Source organism: Plantactinospora sp. A48, assembly GCF_055793945.1.
The window spans coordinates 1-23,416 of the sequence record NZ_JBTIXF010000072.1 but is presented as its reverse complement, the minus strand read 5'-3'; the positions used below and the strand labels follow the sequence as shown (position 1 = coordinate 23,416).

Here is a 23,416-nt window from a genome sequence, read left to right as displayed (position 1 = left end):
TTGGCGGTGCCCCGCATCCATCCGGCGACACCTCGACCGGCCGGGACAGCCCGCGCCGGCGGGTGGCCGTGCCCCCGGGAAGGCGTGACATGCGACGCTACGGCATGGTGATCCGGCTGCGGCCGGAACACCGCGACACCTACCTGCGGCTGCACGCGGACGTCTGGCCGGCCGTCGAGCAGACGATGCGGGACGCCAACATCCGCAACTTCACCATCTTTCTGCACGACGACCTGCTGTTCGGCTACTACGAATATCTCGGTACCGACCACGACGCCGACCAGGCGCGCATCGCGGCCGACCCGCAGACCCAGCGGTGGTGGAAACTGACCGATCCGTGCCAGGAGTCCATCGCCGAGCCGGGTTCCGGGCACTGGTGGGCTCCGATGAGCGAGGTCTGGCACCTGTCGGACGCGTCGTCGGATGCCGAGGCGGCCTCCGGGCCGGAAACGAAGGGAGAGACCGCGTGACACGCGGCGCGCACTACGTCGGGGACCGTACCCTCACGGTCCAGGACATCGACCCGGTGCCACCGGGCCCCGGCCAGGTACGCATCGACGTCGCGTACACCGGAATCTGCGGTACCGACCTGCACGTCCTGCACGGCGCGATGGATCACCGGGTGCATCGGCCGGCCGTCATCGGCCACGAGATGTCCGGCCGGATCGCCGAGGTCGGCGCGGGCGTCGAGAACCACCGGGTCGGTGACCCGGTGACGGTCATGCCGCTGGACTGGTGCGGGCAGTGCCCGGCCTGCCTCGACGGCAACAACCACATCTGCCACCGGCTCAACTTCGTCGGCATCGACTCCACGGGCTCGATGCAGGGCTCCTGGACGGTGCCGGCCCGGATCCTGGTGCCGCTGCCGGCCGACCTGCCCCTCGAACACGCCGCGCTGATCGAGCCGACCGCCGTGGCCGTACACGACGTACGGCGGTCCCGGCTCACCGCCGGGGAACACGCCGTGGTCATCGGCGCCGGACCGGTGGGACTGCTGGTCGGCAAGGTCGCCCAGGCCACCGGCGCCACGGTGACCGTGCTGGAACTCGACCCGCACCGCCGCGCGGTCGCCGCGGACCTCGGTCTGACCGTGCTGGACCCGGCGGCGGTGGACGTCGAGCGGTACGTCCAGGAACAGACCGGTGGTGCCGGCGCCCAGGTGGTGTTCGAGGTCTCCGGCTCGGCCGCCGCCGTACGGATCGCCACCGGCCTGCTCGCGGTGCGGGGCCGGCTGGTCGTGGTCGCGATCCACTCGGTACCCCGCGAGGTGGACCTGCACCGGCTCTTCTGGCGCGAACTGGAGCTGATCGGCGTGCGCGTCTACGAGCAGGAGGACTACACGGAGGCGGTCCGCCTGGTGCACGGCAAGCAGTTGCCGATCGACCGGCTCATCTCCCGGGTCGTGCCGCTGGAGGACGTGGCGCAGGCGTTCCAGGCGCTGGAGGCCGGCGGCGACGTCAAGGTGCTGATCGCCTGCGGCGGCACCGAATGAGCCCGTTCGATCTGACCGGCCGGCTGGCGGTGGTCACCGGCGCCCGGCGCGGTATCGGGCTGGCCATGGCGGACGCGCTCGCCGCGGCCGGCGCCGACATCATCGGGGTGAGCGCCGCGCTGGAGGACGACGGCGGCGAGGTGGCCAAGCGGGTGACCGGCCACGGCCGCTCGTTCGTGCCGTACCGGGCGGACCTGTCCGACCGCGACGCCGTCCGGGCGTTGGCCGCCTGGCTCGGTGAGCGGGACCGGCCGATCGACGTCCTGGTCAACAACGCCGGCACGATCCGGCGGGCGCCAGCGGCGGAGCACTCGGACGCCGACTGGGACCACGTGTTGGAGGTCGATCTGTCCGCGCAGTTCGTGCTCGCCCGCGAGGTCGGCCGGAGCATGATCGAGCGGGGCAGCGGCAAGATCATTTTCACCGCCTCGATGCTGAGTTTCCAGGGCGGTGTCACGGTCCCCGGGTACGCGGCCGCGAAGTCCGGCATCGCCGGGCTGACCCGGGCGCTGGCCAACGAGTGGGCGGGGCGGGGCGTCAACGTCAACGCGATCGCCCCCGGTTACATCGCCACCGACAACACCCAGGCGTTGCAGGACCAGCCGGAGCGCAACCGGGCCATCCTGGACCGGATCCCGGCCGGGCGCTGGGGCCGGCCCGAGGACCTGGCCGGCGCCGTCGTGTTCCTCGCCTCGGACGCCTCGGCGTACGTCCACGGCACCATCCTGCCCGTCGACGGCGGCTGGCTCGCCCGCTGATCCACCGACAGAGGGGAGCGGAACATGCGCACGGCACAGCTTGGCGGAAGCCGGGCCTGGAGCACGGAGCTGTCCTTCGGGGCCGCCGGCATCGGCAACCTCGCGAGTGCGGTCGACGACCAGACGGCCGCCGCCGCGGTCGCCGCCGCCTGGGCGGGCGGGATACGCACCTTCGACACCGCCCCGCACTACGGCCTCGGCCTGTCGGAGCGGCGACTCGGCGCGGCGCTGCGGGACCACCCCCGGGCCGAGTACACCGTCTCCACGAAGGTCGGGCGGATCCTGGAGCCGGTCGCCGAACCGTACGGCGACGACATGGCCGCCGGCGGTTTCGCCGTCCCGGCCACGCACCGCAGGGTCTGGGACTTCAGTGCCGACGGGGTACGCCGCAGCCTGGAGGCGAGCCTGCGTCGGCTGGACCTGGACTTCGTCGACATCGTGTACCTGCACGATCCCGACGACCACGTGCCGCAGGCCCTGACCGAGGGATATCCGGCGCTGGAGCAACTCCGCTCGGAAGGGATGGTCAAGGCGATCGGCCTGGGCATGAACCAGAGCGCGGTTCCGGCCCGGTTCGTCCGGGACACCGACGTCGACGTGGTGCTGCTGGCCGGCCGCTACTCGCTGCTCGACCAGGGTGGGCTCGCCGACCTGCTGCCCGACGCCCTCCGGCGGGGCACCTCGGTGGTCGTCGGCGGCGTCTTCAACTCGGGGCTGCTGGCCAACCCTCGGCCCGATGCCAACTACGACTACCGGCCCGCGCCGGCCCCGCTGCTGGAGCGGGCTCTGCTGATCAAGCGGATCTGCGAGGCGCGCGGGGTCCCGCTGCGCGCCGCCGCCGCCCGGTTCCCGTTCGGCCACCCGGCCGTGGCGAGTGTCCTGTTGGGACTGCGTACGCCCGGCCAGGTGGCCGACGCGCTGGACAACCTGGCCGTACCGATCCCCACCGAACTCTGGGACGACCTGCGCGCCGCGGGGGTCCTCGGCGTCGACGTCCCGGTCCCGGGGGCGCTGACCTCGGCGCCCTGACCGCCCTGGCCCGCGACCCCCGGCGCTGGACCGGGATCCCGGTCCCGGCGTCCGGCGCCGACCGTTCTGGCCGGGGCGTCGGATGGTGCGCGGACGGGCGGGGGACGGGGCGCGTCCGCGGATGGGATGATGTCAGTCGGCACCACGGGGTCGACGGAGTCGAAGGGCGGCGGCGGTCGCATGGCGGGTTTCGAGGCGCGAACGTCGACCGACGGTGGTCACGCCGTCGTGTCGCTGGTCGGCGAATGTGATCTCCACGTCCGGCACGAGCTGACCTCGGTCCTGTTGAGCGCGCTCGACGGCACCCGGTCGGTCGTGCTCGACCTGGCCGAACTCCGGTTCATGGACTCCAGCGGGATCCACGCACTGGTCGTCGGGCACCGGGCCGCGCTGGAGCGGGGTCGTCGACTCTACGTCCGCAACGCCGGCGGGGCGGTCGCCAGGGTTCTGGAGCTGACCGGGCTCGCCGAACTGCTCCGGATGCCGTCCGGCGATCCCGGCCCGGCCCGTGGCTGACGCCGAAGCGGGTGCCGTCACCGACGACGTCCGGCCCGCGGAACAGCCCTCGATCTCGTACACCCGCCCGTCCGACCTGTCCGCCGTCCGCGCGTTCGTGCGCGCCGGTGGCATCGCGCTCGGCCTGCCCGACGAGCGGGCCGACCTGCTCGTGCTGGCGGTCAGCGAGCTCGCCACGAACACGTTGCAACACGCGGCCGGGGGCGGCCGGGTTCGCGTCTGGGCGGCGGCCGACCAGGTGGTCTGCGAGGTGGTCGACCGGGGCCCGGCCCGGGCCTTCGGCCGGCTGATGCCGGCCGCCGAGGAGATTCGCGGGCGTGGCCTGGCGATCGTCGAGCGGGTCTGCGACGAGGTGTCGACCACGACGGGACCGGACGGGACGGCGGTCGTGCTGCGGCTACGCCTTGGCGACGGGGCCTGAGTCCGCCAGGCGTCGCGCCGACCGGACCCGCAGGGCCAGCGCGCAGGTGTCGTCGTCGGGATTGGCGTACCGCAGCAGGCCCAGCAGCCGGGTGAGCACCTCGGAGCCGGGCCCGGTGGAGACGGTGGACAGCGTCCGCCGGACCCGTTCGAGCATCACGTCGGTGTCGCTCGCGCGGTGTTCGACCAGGCCGTCGGTGTAGAGCAGGATCAGGTCCTCGTCGCGTAGCTGGCTGCTGACCACCGGATAGGTGACCGTGTCGTCGGCGCCGAGCAGCAGCTGTCTGGTGCCGTCGAGGTCCCCGACGGCGCCGGCGCGGGCCAGCAGCGGCGGCAGATGGCCGGCGCGCGACCATGACATCAGGCCGGTCGGCGGGTCGTAGAGGGCGATCACGGCGGTGCCGGTGATGCCCAGTTGCAGGCACAGGCGGTTCATGTGACCCAGCAGCACCCCGGGGTCGCGGATCCCGATGGACAGCCAGGCGATCAGGGAGAACCGCAGGTGGGCCATGCCGTGCGCGGCGTCCAGGCCGTGCCCGGCGACGTCACCGACGGCCAGCGCGACCGGTCCGTCCGGTAGGGCGTCCGCGTGGTACCAGTCGCCACCCACCTGCATGGCGCTCTCGGCCGGCAGGTAGGTCACCACCGCCTGCAGACCGGGCAGGTCGAACGGTCCGGGAGGCAGCGGTTGGATCAGGTTCTGCACCTGGCCGGCGAGGCGGTGTTCGGCCAGCGCCGTCATCTCCCGGGTACGGAGCTGGTCGCTCAACCGCTGGATCGCCGTCCGCGAGTCCTCCCGGGCGGTCACGTCCTGGACCACGGCGTAGATCTTCAGCGGCTTGCCAACCGCGTCGCGCGCGATGTCGGAGAGGATCCGCAGGTGCTTCACCGAACCGTCGAGCCGGAACCGTATCGTGACGTCCGAGGCGGCCCCGCTGTCCAGCGTCTGCCAGGCCGTCTCACTAAGCCCGCGATCTTCGGGGAGGATCGCCGCGGCCTGCTCCGCCCGCGGCATCGGCCCCAGCGCCGGATCGCGGCCGAAGAGCCGGAACATGCCGGGTGACCAGTCGCTGTGGCCGGTGATCAGGTCGTACTCGGCCCAGCCGAGACTGCCCAGTTGCTCGGTCCGGTCCAGCCGCCGGCGGGCCTCGTCCACCCGCTGCCACCACACCAGCAGGCCGCCGAGCACGCGGTGGACGCGGATGTCGAAGGACGACTGCGCGACCACGCCGGCGCGCCGCTCGGTGTGCCGGAAGTCGGTCATCTCGCCGGGTTCGCCGGTGTCCAGCACCCTGCGGTAGAGGCCCCACAACGGGCTGTCGGTCAACGTCGGGTACAGCTCGCTGAGCCGCTCGCCGGTCCGCCCGCTGCCCCGCCCGTAGATGTCGTCGCCCTGGTCGCTGACCGCCGCGACGACGAAGTCCAGCAACCGTCCGTCCGCGCCGGTCTCCGGCAGCAGCCAGGTGCAGCCCGCGGGAACCTCGGCGATGAGTTCCCGGACGACCGTGGTCACGGCGTCGCGGTCGAGCGCCCGCCCGACCCGGCGCCGCTCATCGTCGCGTCCCACGGGCACACCCTAGGGCATGTCGCCCCGGGCGTCGGCTACCTGAGGTATCCGGCGAGCGGGATGTTCTGGTTGCGCAGCGCGGTGGCGACCAGGTTGGCGATCTGCACCGCCCCGGCCGTCTCGAAGTGGGTGTGGTCGTTGCAGAAGAACGCGCCCACCGCGCCCTGGCTGTAGTCGCCGTTGTTCGGGCACAGGTGGAGGCTGTTGTACAGGGTGTAGCTCAGCCGGTGCAGGTCGATGACGGGGACCCCGTTGGCGCTGGCGGCGTTGGTGGTCTCGGTGAGGAAGCCCCGGTTCCCGACCGCGGTGCTGCCGCTGCAGGTGATCGCGGCGACCGGCGTCAGGAAGATCGGGTGCACCCCGCGCTGCTTGGCCGCCGTCGCCATCACCCCGAGCAGTTGCTGGTAGCGTGCCGAGCCCACGTGGCGCGGGCAGGCGCGGTCACCGTCGTTGATGCCGAACTGGATGATCAGGTAGTCGCCGGCCTTCATCCCCGCGGACGGGTCGAGCATGCTCTGCCAGCGCGTGGAGTAGGTGTTGGGATTGATCACGCACTCGCCGTTCGAGCCGATCGTGGAGGTCACGTTCGGGTCGTACAGCCAGGTCTGGATGCTGCGGCCGGAGACCGCGTTGTTGCGCACCGTGACGTTGGTGTTGAAGTAGGGCGCGAACTGGCTGCCCCAACCGACCGGGCAGACGCCACCGGACGGGTTCGCCACGGTGGAGTCGCCGGCCAGCCACACCGTGGTCCTCGGCTGTGTGCCGGTGGCACTCGGGGTCGGCGAGGCGCTGGGGCTGGCGGTCGGGCTGGAACTCGGACTGGAGCTGGGGCTGGAGGTGGGACTGGTGCTGGGGGACGGGCCGCCGGTGGTCGGCGGCGGGCACGCGGTGGGGTTCGGGGTGCCGGTGCAGGGGGTTCCGTTGAGCGCGAAGACCGGCGGCACCGGGTTGGCCGTGGTCCACGAACCATTGAAGCCGAAGCTCGCCGTGCCGTTGGTCGCGATGGCGCCGTTGTAGCTGACGTTCTTCGCGGTCACCGTGGTCCCGCTCTGGGTCACCGTGGCGTTCCACGCCTGCGTCACCGCCTGACCGCTGGCGAAGTCCCAGGTCAGGGTCCAGGAGGTGACGGCGTCACCGAGGTTGGTGATGCTGACGTTGGCGCCGAATCCACCCTGCCACTGGCTGCTGACCGCGTAGTCGACCCGACATCCGGTGGTGGCGGCGTCCGCCGCGCCCGCGGCCACCGCGACCGCGGTGGTGAGCGCCGTCAACGTGACCGCGAGCACCGCGGCGGTCCGTCGTCTGGGTGACTCCATGCTCGCTCCTCCTGGCGGGAACCCGGGCAGCCCGGACGGTTCGCCTGATCGGTACCGCTGGATTATAGTTCGACACACATCAATTAGATAGCGCTTACCAGCCGGCGGCGGCTCAGCCGCCGGCGGTGGGTGGCGGAGGGGGCGAGGCATGGGTCCTTCGGGGAGACGGTCCCGCGCGACGGCACTGGTCGCCGCGGTGGTGGCCTGGTGCGTGGTGGTCGGGTGCGTGGTGACGCTGTCCGCGTCGCCGGCGGCCCGCGCGGCGACCGGCGACGGGTCACCAACCGATCCGAACATCGCCTTCATCGGCCGGTGGGACAGGTCGAACAGCACGGCGTACGTGCCGAACTGGGCCGGCGCCTACTTCAAGACCGGGTTCACCGGCACCACGGTCAAGCTCAGGCAGCGCAACACGATCGACCTCTACTACAGCATCGACGGCGCGGCCTTCTCCTACCTGACCAACGTGCGCGGCACCGTGAACCTCACACCGACCCCGCTACGGTCCGGCAACCACACCCTGCGGGTGTCGTACCGGGTGGTCGGTGGCTCGTACACCGGTGACGCGGTGTTCCAGGGGCTGATCCTGGACAGCGGCGCGACCACCCGGCCGGTGCCGGTGGCGCCGCAGCTCATCGAGTTCGTCGGCGACTCCATCACCCTGGGCACCACCTCGTCCAAGGTGGCGCTCACCGCGTACGGCTGGCTGGTCGGCGAGCGGTTGGGCACCGAGCACACCCAGCTGGGCTACGGCGGCGGCTGCCTGGTGGCCACGTCCGACGGCTGTGTCAGCGTGGCCGCCCAGTTCCTCAAGACCGGCTACTCGGCGTCCAGCCCGAACTGGGACTTCAACCGGTACCGGGCGGACGCCGTGGTCATCAACCTCGGCACCAACGACCTCAGCCACGGGGTGACGGGCAGCCAGTTCCAGAGTCAGTACGTGTCGTTCATCCGCACGGTACGCGCGAAGTACCCGGCCGCCGCGATCTTCGCGCTGCGCACCTTCAGCGGCCGGTTCGGCACCGAGACCTCGGCCGCCGTACGGGCGGCGAACGACGGCGGTGACCCGAACGTGTACTACGTGGACACCACCGGGTGGGTGCCGCCGGGCGGCCTGAGCGACTCGGTCCACCCGAACGACGCCGGACACGAGGCCATCGCCACCCGGCTCGCGCCGATCGTCGCCGCGAAGCTCGGCACCAGCCCGTCACCGACCACAGCGCCTCCGACCACAGCGCCTCCGACGACAGCGCCCCCGACCACGGCGCCGCCGACCACGGCACCGCCGACCACAGCGCCTCCGACCACAGCGCCTCCGACCACGGCGCCCCCGACCACGGCGCCGCCGACCACCCCGCCGCCGGGCAACGGCGGCTGCCGGGTCAGCGCCACGGTCAGCGCCTGGAACACCGGCCTGACCGAGGACATCACCGTCACCAACACCGGCGGCACCGCCATCAACGGCTGGTCGCTGGTGTTCGCCCTGCCCGGCGGACAGAGCATCGTCTCCGGCTGGAACGCCAGCTACTCACCCAGCTCCGGGCAGGTGACCGCCCGCAACGTCTCCTACAACGGTACGATCGCGCCCGGCGCGTCGGTCAGCCTCGGCTTCCAGGCCAACCACACCGGCAACACGGAAAAGCCCCCGGCCTTCACCCTCAACGGCACCGCCTGCACCACCGGCTGAACCCGCACCGCCCGATCAACACCCGTCGGTTGTACGCCAGGTACCTTGTCCAGGCCCGCTGAGGTACCCCGGGTACACCCGACGGGCGTCGGCGCCCGCGTGAGGGGGCGAGGGGCGGCGGCCGGGGCGAGGGCTGGCCCCGGGCGTGGGGGCTGGTCTGCGGGGCCGTCCGTGTCACAGGCTGTACGGCGGCGTGGTGACGACCATTTCACAGTCGCGCCACGTCGCCGGTCATCGGCCGGCAACGCGCGGTGCCGACCGTACCGGTCATGACAACCACACTGTCCGTCGACGCACCCGCCCCCACGCCGGCCACCGGGCGGTGGATCAGCCACTGGGAACCTGAGGACGAGCGGTTCTGGGCGGCCACCGGCCGCCGGGTGGCCCGCCGCAACCTGATCTGGTCGATCATCGTCGAGCACCTCGGCTTCTCCGTCTGGCTGCTGTGGAGCGCCGTCGCGGTCCACCTGCCCGGTGCCGGCTTCCGGTTCTCCGTAGACCAGCTCTTCTGGCTGGTGGCGCTGCCCAACCTGGTCGGCGCGTTCATGCGGATCCCGTACACCATCGCGGTGGCCCGGTTCGGCGGCCGGAACTGGACCACCGTCTCGGCCGCGCTGCTCGTGCTGCCCATCGGGCTGATGGCGGCCTGCGTGCTCAACCCCGGCACCCCGTACTGGATGTTCACCCTGGCGGCGGTCTCGGCCGGGCTGGGCGGCGGCAACTTCGCCTCCTCGATGGCGAACATCTCGTACTTCTATCCGGAGCGGCACAAGGGGGTCGCGCTCGGCCTCAACGCGGCCGGCGGCAACCTCGGGGTGGCCGTCGTCCAGTTCAGCGTGCCGCTGGTCATCGGGGTGGCACTGTTCGGTGGCGCCTCCCGGCTGGTGAACGTGCCCCTGTTCTGGCTGGTGCCGGTGCTGATCGCGGCGGTGTGCGCCGCGCGGTTCATGGACAACCTGAGTGTGTCCCGGGCGCCGCTGCGCCGGCAGCTGGTCGTGCTGCGGGACACCCACACCTGGGTGGTGTCGGGTCTCTACATCGGCACCTTCGGGTCGTTCATCGGCTACTCCGCCGCGCTGCCGCTGCTGATCAAGTCCGAGTTCCCGGAGGCCGGCGGGGTGCTGTACGCCGCGCTCGGTCCCCTGGTGGGCTCCCTGACCCGGCCCTTCGGCGGCTGGTTGGCCGACCGGTTCGGCGGCGCCCGGGTCACCGCCGCGACGTTCGTGGTGATGGGCTGCGGGGTGGGCGGGGTGCTGGCCGCGCTGTCCGCGCACCGGTTCGGCCCGTTCCTCGGCGCGTTCCTGCTGCTCTTCGTGGCCAGCGGGGTCGGCAACGGTTCGACGTACCGGATGATCCCGGCGATCTTCCGGATCCGGGCGGTCCAGCGCTCGGGCGACACCCCGCAGGCGGTGGCCCAGGGCCGCACCGAGGCGGCCGCGGTGATCGGGCTGGCGTCCGCGGTCGGCGCGCTCGGTGGATTCCTCATCCCGCGCGGATTCGGCACCTCGATCGCGCAGACCGGTTCGATCAACGCGGCGCTGCTCACGTTCCTGGCCGGCTACCTGCTCTGCCTGGTGGCGACCTGGTGGTTCTACCTGCGTACCGCCCTGCGTCGGGTGGCGCCCAGCCTGGCCGAGGCGACCATCTGACCCGGTCCGGGCGGTCCGTCACCGGCGCCGAACGCTCGCGGTGACCTCCGTTTTGCCGGCCCGTAACACGCCTTTGCGCGGGAGGAAATCATCAATGAACAGCATCGACGGCATGCCATTGGCCGACACGCACTGCCCGTACTGCGCACTCCAGTGCGCGATGACGCTGCGGGCTGGGGCGGACGGCGCGGTGACGGTCGACGGCCGTGACTTTCCGACCAACCGTGGCGGGCTCTGCCAGAAGGGCTGGACGGCCGCCGATCTGCTCAGTCACCCGCAGCGGCTGACCACGCCGCTGGTGCGCGACGGCGGCCGGCTGCGGCCGGCCAGCTGGGACGAGGCCATCGACCGGGTCGTCGCGGCGGTCGGCGACATCCAGCGGGGGTACGGCCGGGACGCCGTCGCGGTGTTCGGCGGCGGCGGCCTCACCAACGAGAAGGCGTACGCGCTGGGCCGCTTCGCCCGGGTGGCCCTGCGCACCCGCAGCATCGACTACAACGGACGCTTCTGCATGTCCTCGGCGGCGGCGGGCGGGCTGCGGGCCTTCGGTCTCGACCGGGGCCTGCCGTTCCCGGTCTCCGACATCGCGGACGCGGACGCGGTGCTGCTGGTCGGCGCCAACCCGGCCGAGACCATGCCGCCGTTCGTCCGGCACCTCGCGGACGACCGGCTGATCGTGGTGGATCCCCGGGCCACCGCGACCGCCCGGCGCGCCGCGCTGCACCTGCAACCCACCCCCGGCACCGACCTCGTGCTGGCCAACGGCCTGTTGCACGCCGCGATCACCGAGGGCCTGGTCGACACCGAGTACGTGGCGGCCCGCACGACGGGCTTCGACGAGGTGCGCCGGGCGGTCGCGCAGTGGTGGCCGGCCCGGGTGGAACGGCTCACCGGGGTCGCGGCGGCCGACCTGGTCGACACGGTCCGGCGGCTGGCCACCGCCCGCCGGGCGGTCATCCTCACCGCCCGGGGGGCCGAACAGCACAGCACCGGCACCGACACCGTCTCCGCGTTCATCAACCTGGCCCTCGCGCTGGGCCTGCCCGGTCGCCCCGGCTCCGGGTACGGCTGCCTCACCGGGCAGGGCAACGGCCAGGGCGGTCGGGAACACGGCCAGAAGGCCGACCAGCTGCCCGGCTACCGGCGCATCGACGACCCGGCGGCCCGGGCCCACGTGGCGGCCGTCTGGGGGGTGCGGCCGGCGGACCTGCCCGGCCCCGGCCCGTCGGCGTACGAACTGCTCAGCTCGCTCGGCACCACGGGCGGGCCGCGCGGGCTGCTGGTGTTCGGCTCGAACCCGGTGGTGTCGGCGCCCCGCGCCGCGTCGGTCACCGAGCGGCTCGGCGCGCTGGATCTGCTGGTGGTGTCCGACATGGTCATGTCGGAGACCGCCGAACTGGCCGACGTGGTGCTGCCCACCGCCCAGTGGGCCGAGGAGGACGGCACGATGACGAACCTGGAGGGCCGGGTGATCCGCCGCCGCCGGCTGCGACCACCACCGCCGTCGGTACGGACCGATCTGGCGGTGCTGGCCGAGCTGTCCGGCCGGTTCGGCGCGCCGACCAGCGCCGAACCCGGGGAGGTCTTCGACGAGCTGCGGCGGGCCAGCGCCGGTGGGCCGGCCGACTACGCCGGCATCACCTACGAGCGGATCGAGGCGGAGGGCGGGGTCTTCTGGCCCTGCCCGACGACCGACCATCCCGGCACGCCGCGGATGTTCCTCGACCGGTTCGCCACCCCGGACGGCCGGGCCCGGTTCGTCGCGGTCGACCACCGGCCCCCCGGCGAGCTGCCGGACGCCGACTATCCGCTCTACCTCACCACCGGCCGGGAACTCACCCAGTACCAGTCCGGCGCGCAGACCCGCCGGGTCGCCGCCCTGCCCGGCAAGCCGTTCGTGGAGTTGCACGCCGACCTGGCCGACCGGCTGGGCGTGGCCGACGGCGACCCGGTCGAGATCAGCACCCGGCGCGGTACGGCCGTCGCGCCGGCCCGGCTCAGCACGACGATCCGCCCGGACACCGTGTTCATGCCGTTCCACTATCCGGGGCGGGCCCGGGCCAACACGCTGACCGGCGACGCGCTCGACCCGGTGTCGCGGATGCCCGAGTTCAAGCTCTCCGCCGCCCGTCTGGCTCCGGCGAGCGGCCCGGCGGAGCGGGTGGGCGTCGCCGCCGAGCCGGCGGTCGGGTACGCGCGGACCGAGGGGCGACCGGCATGAGGGCGGTCGTGGTGGGTTGCGGGATGGCCGGTGCCCGGGTGGCCGCCGAGCTGCACGCCCGGGACCGGGACGTCAAGGTCACCGTCTTCGGCGCCGAACGGCATCCGCCGTACAACCGGATCATGTTGTCGACCCTGCTGGCCGGCCGCGTGGGCGAGGACGACCTGGCCATGGCCGCGCCGCCGGCCGGGATGGACGTCCGGCTCGGGGTGCCGGTCACGGCGCTCGACCTGGACCGCCGGCTGGTGATCACCCCGGATGAGGCGGTCGAGTACGACGCCCTGGTGCTGGCCACCGGCGCGCGGGCGGCCCGGCCGGCGCTGCCCGGCCTGGACGCGGAGAACGTGTACGCCTTCCGCACCCTGGACGACTGCCGGGCCATCGTGGCCGGCGCGACCTCGGCCCGTACCGCCGTGGTGCTGGGGGGCGGCCTGCTCGGGCTGGAGGCGGCCCGCGGGCTCGCCGGCCGGGGACTGACGGTGACGGTGGTGCACGCCGGCCCGCACCTGATGGACCGGCAGCTCGACGGGGACGGCGGGGCGGTGCTCGCCCGCACCCTGGACGGGTTCGGTGTCGCGGTCCGGCTCGGCGCCCGGGCGGTCCGGTGGGCCGGGGACGGGTTGGAGTTGGCCGACGGCACGACCGTGCCGGCCGACCTGCTGGTGCTGGCCTGTGGGGTCCGGCCGGACACCACGCTGGCCGAGGCGGCGGGCCTGGCCGTGCGGCACGGCATCCTCGTCGACGACGAACTGCGCACCAGCGACCCGTACGTGTCGGCGGTCGGCGACTGCGCCGAGCACGACGGCCTGGTGTACGGGCTGGTCGCGCCGGCCTGGGAGCAGGCCGGCGCCGTCGTCGACCGGCTCACCGGCGGCGCCGGCCGCTATCACGGCACCCGACCGGTGACCCGGCTCAAGGCGGCCGGTCTCGACGTGGCCGCGATGGGCTCGGTCACCCCCGACCAGCCCGGGGACGAGGTGGTGAGCTTCGCCGACCCGGCCCGGGGCACGTACGCCCGGCTGGTGATCCGGGACGACCGGCTGGCCGGCGCGGTGCTGCTCGGCGACAACCCCGCCGTCGGCGCGGTCGTGCAGCTGTTCGACCGCAACGCCGAGGTGCCCGCCGACCGCCGCTCGCTGCTGCTCGGCCGGTCCTACGGCGCCGCCGCGCCGACCCGGGCGGACTCACCGGCGTTCCTGCCGGCGCAGGCGGTGGTCTGCCGGTGCAACTCGGTGACCAAGGCAACGATCACGGCGTGCTGGCGGGAGGGTGCCCGGACTCTTCCGGACATCGTCTCGGCCACCCGCGCCACCACCGGCTGTGGCGGCTGCCGGGACGCGGTGACCGGCATCGTGGACTGGCTCGCTTCAGCGGAGTCGAGTATGGAGGTGACCAACCCATGAAACTTGTGGTGATCGGGAACGGCATGGTCGGCCAGCGTCTCATCGAGGCCCTGGCCGCCCGGGACACCGACCGGCGCTGGTCGGTCACCGTGCTGGCGGAGGAGAACCGCCGGGCGTACGACCGGGTCCGGCTGTCCGCCTGGTTCGAGGGGGTCAGCGAGGAGGAACTGACCCTCGCCCCGCTCGGCGTTCCCGCGGGCACCGACCTGCGGCTCGGCGAGCCCGTGACGGAGATCGACCGGACGGCCCAGATCGTCCGCACGGCCGCGGGGGAGTACCCGTACGACGTGCTGGTGCTGGCGACCGGGTCGCGGCCGTTCGTGCCGCCGGTGCCCGGCACCGACCAGCCGGGCTGCTTCGTCTACCGCACCCTGGACGACCTGGAGGCGCTGCGGGCGTACGCGGCCGGCCGGTCGGTCGGGACCGTGGTCGGCGGCGGCCTGCTGGGGCTGGAGGCCGCCAACGCACTGCGGCTGCTCGGCCTGCGCACCTCGGTGGTGGAGTTCGCGCCGCACCTGATGCCGATGCAGGTCGACCAGGGCGGCGGCGCGATGCTGCGGCGGCGGATCGAGGAGCTGGACATCGCGGTCCACTGCGGCACCGGGGTCACCGGGGTCACCGCCCAGGACGGCCGGTTGCGGGTGGACACCTCCGCCGACCTGGCGCTGGAGACCGACCTGGTGGTCTTCGCCGCCGGGGTGCGCCCCCGGGACGAGCTGGCCCGCACGGCCGGCTTGGCGGTCGGGGAGCGGGGCGGGGTGCTGGTGGACGACACCTGCCGGACCAGCGACGAGCGGATCTACGCGGTGGGGGAGTGCGCGGCGGTCGACGGCCGCTGCTACGGGCTGGTCGCCCCCGGCTACGCGATGGCGGACGTGCTGGTGGACCGGCTGCTCGGCGGCACCGCCCGGTTCGGCGGCGCCGACACGTCCACCAAGCTCAAGCTGCTCGGGGTCGACGTGGGCAGCTTCGGCGCCACCACCGGCCCGCTCGACGTGGTGTACGCCGACCCGGCCAGCGGCATCTACGCGAAGCTGGTGCTGAGCGACGACGCGCAGACTCTGCTCGGCGGCATCCTGGTCGGCGACGTGTCGGCCTACCCGGCCCTGCGGTCGGCCGTCGGCGGGCCGGTGCCCGGCAAGCTCGCCGACTTCCTGTCCGAGGGGGCGCCGTCGGTGTCCCTCTCCGGCGACGCGCAGGTGTGCAGCTGCAACGCCGTCACCAAGGACGAGATCGTGACGGCGATCGGGGGCGGGTGCGCCGACATCGGCTGCCTCAAGGCGTGTACCCGGGCCGGTACCACCTGCGGATCCTGCGTGCCGTTGCTGCGTACGCTGCTCGACGAGGCCGGCGTGGTCCAGTCGACGGCGCTGTGCGAGCACTTCGACTACTCCCGCCAGGAGTTGTTCGACCTGATCCGGGTGCGCGGCATCCGCACGTTCTCGGAGCTGGTCACCGGCTACGGCACGGGCCGGGGCTGCGACATCTGCAAGCCGGCGGTCGCCTCGATCCTCGCCTCGCTGGGCAACGGCCACGTCCTGGACGGGGAGCAGGCCGCGTTGCAGGACACCAACGACCACTTCCTGGCCAACATCCAGCGCGACGGCACGTACTCGGTCGTGCCCCGGGTGCCGGGCGGGGAGATCACGCCGGAGCGGCTGATCGTGATCGGCGAGGTGGCCCGCGACTTCGGGCTCTACACCAAGATCACCGGAGGTCAGCGGATCGACCTGTTCGGCGCCCGGGTCGAGCAGCTCCCGGGGATCTGGCGCCGGCTCGTCGAGGCCGGCTTCGAGTCGGGGCACGCCTACGGCAAGGCGCTGCGTACGGTGAAGTCCTGCGTTGGGTCCACCTGGTGCCGCTACGGCGTGCAGGACTCCGTCGGGCTGGCCATCGAGCTGGAGCTGCGGTACAGGGGCCTGCGCTCGCCGCACAAGATAAAGTCGGCGGTCTCCGGCTGTGCCCGGGAGTGCGCCGAGGCCCGGAGCAAGGACTTCGGAATCATCGCCACCGAGACGGGGTGGAACCTCTACGTCGGCGGCAACGGTGGATTCCGACCGAGGCACGCCGAGCTGTTCCTGACCGACCTGAGCACCGAGGAGCTGATCCGGACGATCGACCGCTATCTCATGTACTACATCCGCACGGCGGACCGGCTGCAACGCACCGCCACCTGGCTGGAGTCGCTCGACGGTGGCCTCGACCACCTGCGCGCGGTGATCGTCGAGGACAGCCTCGGGATCTGCGCCGACCTCGACGAGGCGATGGCCCGACACATCGACTCCTACGCCGACGAGTGGCGGGCCGTGCTGGACGACCCGGACAAGCTCCGCAGATTCGTCTCGTTCGTCAACGAGCCCGACACACCCGATCCGTCCATCGCGTTCACCGTCGAACGCGACCAACCGGTGCCGGCCCGTGGCCCGGTCGCCCTCGGCATGCCGGCGGTGCGGTGATGACGCCGCCGAGCACGACCGCAGCGGTGGCCCGGACCGCCGACACGACCCGGTGGACGACCGTCTGCCGGCTGGCCGACCTGCTGCCCGAGCGGGGCGCCGCGGCGCTGCTCGACGGTGTCCAGGTCGCGGTCTTCCGGTTGCACGACGACGGGGTACGGGCGATCGGCAACCGTGATCCGTTGTCCGGGGCGTACGTGCTGTCCCGGGGGATCGTGGGTACCCGTGGCGACCGGCCGGTGGTGCTGTCCCCGATGCACAAGCAGGCGTACGACCTGGACACCGGCGGGTGCCTGGACGTTCCCGACATCTGCGTGCCGGTCTATCCGGCCCGGGTCCGGGGCGGCCTGGTGGAGGTGGCGCTCCGGTGACCGAGGGGGGCCGGCCGGCTTCGGCACCGGCGCCGCTGACCGGGTTCACGGTCGCGGTCACCGCCGAGCGCCGGAACGCGGAGCTGCGGGCGTTGTTCGAACGGCGTGGCGCGCGGGTCATCAACGCCCCGACCATCACCATCGTGCCGCTGCGCGACGACGTCGCGTTGCGGCAGGCCACCGAGGAGTGCCTCCGCCGGCCGCCGGACATCGTCGTCGTCACCACCGGGATCGGGTTCCGGGGTTGGCTGGAGGCGGCCGAGGGCTGGGGCGTGGGTGAGCCACTGCGGGGCGGTCTGGAGCGGGCCCGGCTGTTCGCCCGGGGGGCCAAGCCGTGTGGCGCGATCCGGGCCGCCGGGCTCAGCGAGGAGTGGGCGGCGCCGACCGAGTCGTGCGAGGAGATCCTCCAGGAGTTGCTCGCCGAGGGGATCGAGGGTCGGCGGATCGCCGTTCAGCTCCACGGCGGCCCGCAGGAGGAGTTCACCACCGCCCTGCGGGCCGCGGGGGCGGAGGTGGTGGAGGTGCCGGTGTACCGGTGGACGGCGCCGGCCGACATGGGCCCGATCCGTCGGCTGGTGGGCCAGATCCTCGCCGGCCAGGTCGACGCCGTCACCTTCACCAGCGCGCCCGCCGTGCGGGTGCTGCTGGAGGTGACCGGGATGAGCCCGACCGAGCTGTTCTCGGACCGGGTGCTGGCCGCCTGCGTCGGCCCGGTGACCGCGGCCCCGCTGCGGGCCGCCGGCGTACCCGTGCTGGTGCCCGACCGGGCCCGGTTGGGCGCCCTGGTCCGGGCGGTCACCGACGAGCTGCCCCGGCGGGCCCGCCGGTTGTCGGTGGCGGGCACCGAACTGGAGCTTCGGGGACACGCGGTGCTGGTCGACGGCGCCGTCCGGCTGCTCGCCCCGGCCACCATGGCGATCCTGGCCGCGTTGGCGGCCCGGCCCGGGGTGGTGATCCCGCGGGCGGACCTGGCGGCGGCGCTGCCGCGGGCCGCCGACAGTCACGCCGTGGACATGGCCGTGGTGCGGCTGCGCGCGGCGCTCGGTTCGTCCCGGTACGTCGAGACGGTCGTCAAGCGGGGCTACCGGCTCCGGGTGGACGCGTAGGCCGTTCCACGCGGGGTGCGGCGTTCTGCGGCGGGGTGTGGTTAAATCGGCTACGTCGATGTTACCGATAACATCTGGCCGTCGGGATTCGCGCGGCCCGGGTCCCGACCGAGCAGGAACGGCGAGTCCGCCTGCTGGTCGAGGTTGACCGGGCCGGCAGGGGCCGCGCATTCGTCGACGACATGCTGTTAGCGCTGACATCGATGGCCCTTATCCGGTCCAGTCGCGGGCCCTCCAGCGCGAGCGCACCGGAGTCCCTACGCCCCGAGGAACCGCCATGGTCATCTCCCCGCACAGGTCCATCCATCCCAGACGGCTCTCCGCCGCGATCGGCGCGGTCGTCCTCGCCCTCGTGGTCGGCGGCACCGCGCTGGCGACCCAGGCACACGTCGCGATAGCCGCGCCCGGACCCGGCTCGATCGTCGGTGCGCAGTCCGGCCGGTGTGTCGAGGTGCCGAACTCGTCGACCACGAACGGCACCCAGGTGCAGTTGTGGGACTGCAACGGTGCCGCCGGCCAGTCCTGGACGTACACCTCGGGCAAGCAGTTGCAGGTGTACGGCAACAAGTGCCTGGACGCGAACGGTCAGGGCACCAGCAACGGCACCGCGGTGATCATCTGGGACTGCAACGGTCAGTCCAACCAGCAGTGGAACGTCAACTCCAACGGCACGATCACCGGCCAGCAGTCCGGATTGTGTCTGGACGCCAACGGCGCCGGTACGGCCAACGGGACGAAGCTGATCCTGTGGTCCTGCAACGGCGGCCGCAACCAGCAGTGGAGCACGTCGACGACCCCCACCTCCGCGCCGCCCACCTCGACGCCGCCCACCTCGATGCCGCCGACCTCCCCGCCGCCGCCGGGCGGCCGGCCCTGTGACATCTACGCCGCCGGTGGCACCCCCTGCGTCGCCGCGCACAGCACCACCCGGGCGCTGTACACCAGCTACAACGGCAACCTGTACCAGGTCCGCCGCTCGTCCGACAACACCACCCGCAACATCGCGGTGCTCAGCGCCGGCGGCTACGCCAACGCGGCGACCCAGGACTCGTTCTGCGCCGGCACCACCTGCGTCATCACCGCCGTCTTCGACCAGTCGGGACGCGGGAACGATCTGTGGTACCAGGGTTCCGCCCAGGTTCCCGGCTCGCCGCAGAGCCGTCCGGCGACCGCGACGACCGAGTCGCTGACGGTCAGCGGCAACAAGGCGTACTCGCTGTACATCAACCCGAGCAACAGCTACTGGCGGGACGGCCACCTGACCGGCGTCCCGACCGGCAGCCAGCCCGAGGGCATGTACATGGTGACCAGCGGTACGCACGTGAACAGCGGCTGCTGCTTCGACTACGGCAACAGCGAGACCACCCGGAAGGCCGACGCGGCCGGCGCGATGGACTCGATCAACTTCAGCAAGCAGTGCTGGTTCGGTGGCTGTTCCGGCTCCGGGCCGTGGGTGCAGGCCGACCTGGAGTGGGGTCTCTACCCGGGTGGCAGCCAGTCCTGGAACCCGAACCAGCGGGCCTTCACCAGCAAGTTCGTCACCGCCACCCTGAAGAACAACGGCACCTCGCGGTTCGCCATGAAGGGCAGCAACGCCCAGTCCGGCAGCCTCTACACCGTCTATGACGGTGGCCTGCCGAACGGCTACAGCCCGATGAAGAAGCAGGGTGCGATCATCCTGGGCAGCGGCGGCGACTGCTGCAAGCCCGACGGCGGCGCGAACCTCAGCGCGGGCACCTTCTACGAGGGAGCCATGGTGGCCGGTTACCCGTCCGACGCCACCGAGAACGCGATCCAGGCCGACATCATCGCCGCCGGCTACCGCTGACGGAGATCGGCCGGTCCCGACGGGTCCGGCTGGCCACACCCCGGCGCCGGTCGTCGGCCCTCCCGAGTGGAGTGGCCGGCGGCCGGCGCCGTCGCGTGACCCGAACAGCGTGGGTTCCGGCGGCGTGCGTGTCCCGGGTGGTCGGCGCCGGTGCCGTCGGGCCATCGAGTGGGTCGGCCGGAGCCCGGGTGATCGGCGCGGACGCGGCGGCGACAGCGATCGGAGCCGGTCTATTGACCGGGCCGATGTTAGCGGTAACATCAGACCAATGCGTTCGTCGCATCGTGCTCACCGGGGTGTGGGCCGGCGCCGGGAAACGGGATCCGGGCTAACCGTATCGGCAGGCCACAACCACCCCGTACCGGACCGTGGCGCCCCCGGGTGGCGGCCGGCCGGTGGCCAACCCGAACGTGAACCAACGCCCGTCGTCGGATGACCGCCGTCTCGGGTGTGCCCGTCCGGCCCGAACAGGAGGAACCCGCCGGCCCGAGTGGATCGTTGGTGCCCCGCTGGGGGCAGCGGCAATCCACGATCACCGACCGTCGCTCGCCCGCTCGGAGAGATCTACCGGGTGCCCAGCACCCTCCACCCCGGCCCCAGCCGGGGCGACGCGACCCATGTGACCAGGAGGATCCCGTGAGGATCACCAGACGTACCCGACGCCGGGTCTGGCTCGCCGCCACGATGACGGCCGCGCTGACCGCGTACGGGCTCGGCGCGGCGGCGTCCGCCCAGGCGGCCACCGGCTGCCAGGTGACGTACGCGGTCAGCAGCGAATGGCCCGGCGGCTTCGGCGCCAGCGTGACCATCAACAACCTCGGTGACCCGATCAGCAACTGGCGGCTGACCTGGTCCTTCCCGGCCGGCCAGACGATCACCCAGATCTGGAACGCGACCTACACGCAGTCCGGTGCCGAGGTGACCGCCAGCAACGTGTCGTACAACGGCAGCATCCCCACCGGGGGGAGCACGAACTTCGGGTTCAACGGCAGCAGCACCGGCAGCAACCCGATGCCCGCGAGCTTCGCGCTCAACGGGGTGACCTGCACCGGCGGGGTGACCCCGACCTCCGCGCCGCCGACCTCCGCGCCGCCCACGAGCGCGCCGCCCACCTCCGCGCCGCCCACGAGCGCGCCCCCGACCTCCGCGCCGCCCACCTCGGCCCCGCCCACGAGCGCGCCGCCGACCTCGCCGCCGCCGGGTACCACGACGACCGCCTGGCAGAACGGGCGCTTCGCGGTGGACACCCCGAACGTGGCCCGCCGGTCGGACATCGTGCTGAACCGGCCGAACAGCGCCAACACCCAGTCCGTACCGTTCGGCAACGGCAGCCTGGGCGTCGCGACCTGGGCGGCGAACGGCTTCACCGCGCAGCTCAACCGCAACGACACGTTCCCGGACCGTAAGTCACCGGGTCAGGTCGTGATCCCGGGGATCAGCCGGCTGACCGGGGCGTCGGACTTCCACGGCTACCTGGACCTCTACGACGGGACGCTGCACGAGTCCGGCGGCGGGATGACGCTGACCGCGTACGTGCGGGCGGACGCCCCGGAACTGGTCGTGGACGTCACCGGCGCGGATCCGAACAGCACCCAGACGGCCCAGGTGAAGCTGTGGAGCGGCCGTAACCCCAGCGCGCAGGCGTCCGGCTCGGTGGCCGCGCTGTCCCAGACCTGGACGGACAACAGCCAGGTCGGAGCGTCCAACCAGACGTTCGGGGCGATGGCGGCGATCAGCGCCGGTGGTCGGAACGTCCAGGCGTCGAACCCGAACAACCTGACCGGTCAGGTCAGCTTCCAACCCAACAGCGACGGCTCGTTCCGGGTGATCGCGGTGTCGCCGAAGTGGACCGGTGGGAACGCGATCAGCACCGCGAACACCCTGCTGGGCAGCGACCTGACCCGTTCCTCGGCGGACCTGGCCGCGAGCCACCTGTCCTGGTGGCACAACTACTGGGACTCGGTGGGCCTGCTGAAGATCACCTCCAGCGACGGGTCCGGCGAGTACTTCGAGAACATGCGCACGCTGTACCTGTTCTACATCGCCTCGATCAACCGGGACACCGTACCGGGCACCCAGGCGGGGCTGGCGGACCTGTTCAGCTACGCCCAGGACAGCCAGCCGTGGTACCCGGCCGGGTACTGGTTCTGGAACCTGCGCATGTTCGTGCAGGCCAACCTGTCGGCGGGCGCGTTCGACGAGAACTCGCCGATCTTCAACCTGTACCGCACCAACCTGTCCAACATCGCCGCCTGGACCAGCTCGCACTACCCGAACCACCAGGGTATCTGCGTGCCGGAGACGATGCGGTTCAACGGCAACGGCGAGTACGCCCCGGGCTCGGAGGAGAGCAACGCCTCGTGCAGCAACCGGATCGTGTCGTTCAACGCCCAGACCGTGACCAGCGGGGCGGAGATCGGGCTGTGGATCTGGCAGACGTACCTGGCCACCGACGACCGGGCGTTCCTGTCGGCGAACTACCCGATCATCCGGGACTCGGCGCGGTTCCTGCTCTCGCACGCCACCACCGGTTCGGACGGCAAGCTGCACACCACGTCGAACGCGCACGAGACGCAGTGGAACGTCAGTGACCCGGTCACCGACGTCGCGGCCATGAAGGCGCTGTTCCCGGTCGCGGTGCAGGCCGCGCAGACCCTCGGCGTGGACTCGGACGTGGCCAGCCAGCTCAACGCCGCGATCCCGAAGATCCGGGACTATCCCACCACCAACTCCGGCGGCGTCACGGTGATCACCAACTCCGCGCAGACGTCGGCGGCGCTGCACAACCAGGAGAACCTCGGCCTCGAACCGGTGTGGCCGTACAACCTGATCGGGGACAGCGGCAGCCAGACGGCGCTGGCCCGCAACACCTTCAGCCACCGTCCGTTCCCGACCCAGCCCGACTGGAGCTTCGACCCGCTCCAGGCGGCCCGGCTGGGTCTGGCCAGTGACCTGAAGTCCACCCTCACGACCATGGTCGGGAAGTACCAGATCTACGCCAGCGGGCTGGCCACCTGGCAGGGCGGCGGCAGCTCCCCGTACTTCGAGCAGATGGGCGTCACGGCGGCGGCGGTGACCGAGGGCCTGATCCAGGACTACGACGGCACCCTGCGGGTCGCGCCGGCCTGGCCCAGCGGCTGGGACGTCGACGGCACCGTCTTCATCCAGCACAGGGGGAAGGCGCACGTGCAGATCCGGGGCGGGAACATCGTCACCCTGTCGGTGGACGCGGGCGCGACCGGCACCATCACGGTCCGCAACCCGTGGTCCGGGCAGAACGTGACGGTCGTCGACGAGACCGGTGGCACCGTACTGGCGAACCAGAGCGGCGCCACCATCGCCATCCCGGCCCAGAGTGGGAAGTCGTACCTGATCCAGCGGGCCTCGGCGCCCACCACGGCGCTGCCCTTCTGGTGGGTGACCGCCAACCCGGCCAGCAGCCCGAGGAGCTACGGCAGCAGCACCATCGGCGTCCGCTGAGCCGTGGTCGGGCGGTGCCGCGCCGGTGGTCCCGGCGTCGCCCGACCCGGCCGGGGGGGGGTGCGGTGGGAGGGGACGGGAGAGCGAAGGAGGTCGGATGCGAAAGAACCTGCTAGT

At 72.4% G+C, this 23,416-nt stretch carries 17 protein-coding genes; 15 read left to right on the top strand and 2 right to left on the bottom strand.

Annotated elements, in window-relative coordinates:
• Positions 1-89: 89 nt before the first annotated feature.
• From ACXN5W_RS26275 to ACXN5W_RS26250, 6 genes are all read left to right on the top strand, one after another.
• The gene (locus tag ACXN5W_RS26275) at positions 90-470 is read left to right on the top strand and encodes an L-rhamnose mutarotase (protein ID WP_473161061.1); all 381 of its coding nucleotides are present in this window, start codon (positions 90-92) and stop codon (positions 468-470) included.
• Positions 467-1,492 (top strand): zinc-dependent alcohol dehydrogenase, encoded by a 1,026-nt coding sequence (locus tag ACXN5W_RS26270; protein WP_473161060.1) that lies wholly within the window; start codon positions 467-469, stop codon positions 1,490-1,492. Before ACXN5W_RS26275 ends, ACXN5W_RS26270 begins: the two co-directional genes overlap by 4 nt.
• Positions 1,489-2,250 carry an SDR family oxidoreductase gene (locus ACXN5W_RS26265; RefSeq protein ID WP_473161059.1) on the top strand — a complete coding sequence of 254 codons (762 nt, stop codon included), beginning with the start codon at positions 1,489-1,491 and terminating at the stop codon, positions 2,248-2,250. The genes ACXN5W_RS26270 and ACXN5W_RS26265 overlap by 4 nt, the downstream gene beginning before the upstream one ends.
• A gap of 24 nt (positions 2,251-2,274) precedes the next feature.
• On the top strand, positions 2,275-3,279 hold the full coding sequence (locus ACXN5W_RS26260; RefSeq protein WP_473161058.1) for an aldo/keto reductase: 1,005 nt from the start codon (positions 2,275-2,277) through the stop codon (positions 3,277-3,279).
• A gap of 129 nt (positions 3,280-3,408) precedes the next feature.
• The gene (locus ACXN5W_RS26255) at positions 3,409-3,795 is read left to right on the top strand and encodes an STAS domain-containing protein (RefSeq protein ID WP_473161057.1); all 387 of its coding nucleotides are present in this window, start codon (positions 3,409-3,411) and stop codon (positions 3,793-3,795) included.
• The gene (locus ACXN5W_RS26250) at positions 3,788-4,216 is read left to right on the top strand and encodes an ATP-binding protein (RefSeq protein WP_473161056.1); all 429 of its coding nucleotides are present in this window, start codon (positions 3,788-3,790) and stop codon (positions 4,214-4,216) included. Before ACXN5W_RS26255 ends, ACXN5W_RS26250 begins: the two co-directional genes overlap by 8 nt.
• On the opposite strand, the gene ACXN5W_RS26245 is transcribed toward ACXN5W_RS26250, so the two are convergent.
• Together ACXN5W_RS26245 and ACXN5W_RS26240 are read right to left on the bottom strand one after the other, a co-directional pair.
• Positions 4,193-5,782 carry a PP2C family protein-serine/threonine phosphatase gene (locus ACXN5W_RS26245; protein WP_473161055.1) on the bottom strand — a complete coding sequence of 530 codons (1,590 nt, stop codon included), beginning with the start codon at positions 5,780-5,782 and terminating at the stop codon, positions 4,193-4,195. The two genes, ACXN5W_RS26250 and ACXN5W_RS26245, sit on opposite strands and share 24 nt — an antisense overlap.
• Positions 5,783-5,817: 35 nt before the next feature.
• Positions 5,818-7,098 (bottom strand): cellulose binding domain-containing protein, encoded by a 1,281-nt coding sequence (locus ACXN5W_RS26240; protein WP_473161054.1) that lies wholly within the window; start codon positions 7,096-7,098, stop codon positions 5,818-5,820.
• Positions 7,099-7,246: 148 nt separating this feature from the next.
• Here ACXN5W_RS26240 and ACXN5W_RS26235 point away from each other — a divergent pair, with 148 nt between their 5' ends.
• The 9 genes from ACXN5W_RS26235 (at position 7,247) to ACXN5W_RS26195 (ending at position 23,299) form a co-directional block, all read left to right on the top strand.
• Positions 7,247-8,785 carry a cellulose binding domain-containing protein gene (locus ACXN5W_RS26235; protein WP_473161053.1) on the top strand — a complete coding sequence of 513 codons (1,539 nt, stop codon included), beginning with the start codon at positions 7,247-7,249 and terminating at the stop codon, positions 8,783-8,785.
• 269 nt (positions 8,786-9,054) lie between these two features.
• Positions 9,055-10,434 (top strand): MFS transporter, encoded by a 1,380-nt coding sequence (locus ACXN5W_RS26230; RefSeq protein WP_473161052.1) that lies wholly within the window; start codon positions 9,055-9,057, stop codon positions 10,432-10,434.
• Positions 10,435-10,546: 112 nt separating this feature from the next.
• Positions 10,547-12,655, top strand: a complete 2,109-nt coding sequence (locus ACXN5W_RS26225; protein WP_473161069.1) for a molybdopterin oxidoreductase family protein — start codon at positions 10,547-10,549, stop codon at positions 12,653-12,655.
• Positions 12,652-14,058: an FAD-dependent oxidoreductase gene (locus tag ACXN5W_RS26220; protein ID WP_473161051.1), complete on the top strand. Its 1,407-nt coding sequence runs from the start codon at positions 12,652-12,654 to the stop codon at positions 14,056-14,058. Before ACXN5W_RS26225 ends, ACXN5W_RS26220 begins: the two co-directional genes overlap by 4 nt.
• Complete coding sequence (gene nirB, locus ACXN5W_RS26215; RefSeq protein ID WP_473161050.1) at positions 14,055-16,514, top strand: nitrite reductase large subunit NirB; 2,460 nt, start codon at positions 14,055-14,057, stop codon at positions 16,512-16,514. Before ACXN5W_RS26220 ends, nirB begins: the two co-directional genes overlap by 4 nt.
• Positions 16,514-16,885 carry a nitrite reductase small subunit NirD gene (nirD, locus tag ACXN5W_RS26210; protein WP_473161049.1) on the top strand — a complete coding sequence of 124 codons (372 nt, stop codon included), beginning with the start codon at positions 16,514-16,516 and terminating at the stop codon, positions 16,883-16,885. Before nirB ends, nirD begins: the two co-directional genes overlap by 1 nt.
• The gene (locus ACXN5W_RS26205) at positions 16,882-17,991 is read left to right on the top strand and encodes a uroporphyrinogen-III synthase (protein ID WP_473161048.1); all 1,110 of its coding nucleotides are present in this window, start codon (positions 16,882-16,884) and stop codon (positions 17,989-17,991) included. The genes nirD and ACXN5W_RS26205 overlap by 4 nt, the downstream gene beginning before the upstream one ends.
• A gap of 277 nt (positions 17,992-18,268) precedes the next feature.
• Complete coding sequence (locus tag ACXN5W_RS26200; protein ID WP_473161047.1) at positions 18,269-19,819, top strand: arabinofuranosidase catalytic domain-containing protein; 1,551 nt, start codon at positions 18,269-18,271, stop codon at positions 19,817-19,819.
• 636 nt (positions 19,820-20,455) lie between these two features.
• Positions 20,456-23,299 carry a cellulose-binding domain-containing protein gene (locus ACXN5W_RS26195; protein ID WP_473161046.1) on the top strand — a complete coding sequence of 948 codons (2,844 nt, stop codon included), beginning with the start codon at positions 20,456-20,458 and terminating at the stop codon, positions 23,297-23,299.
• The last annotated feature ends 117 nt before the right edge of the window (positions 23,300-23,416 follow it).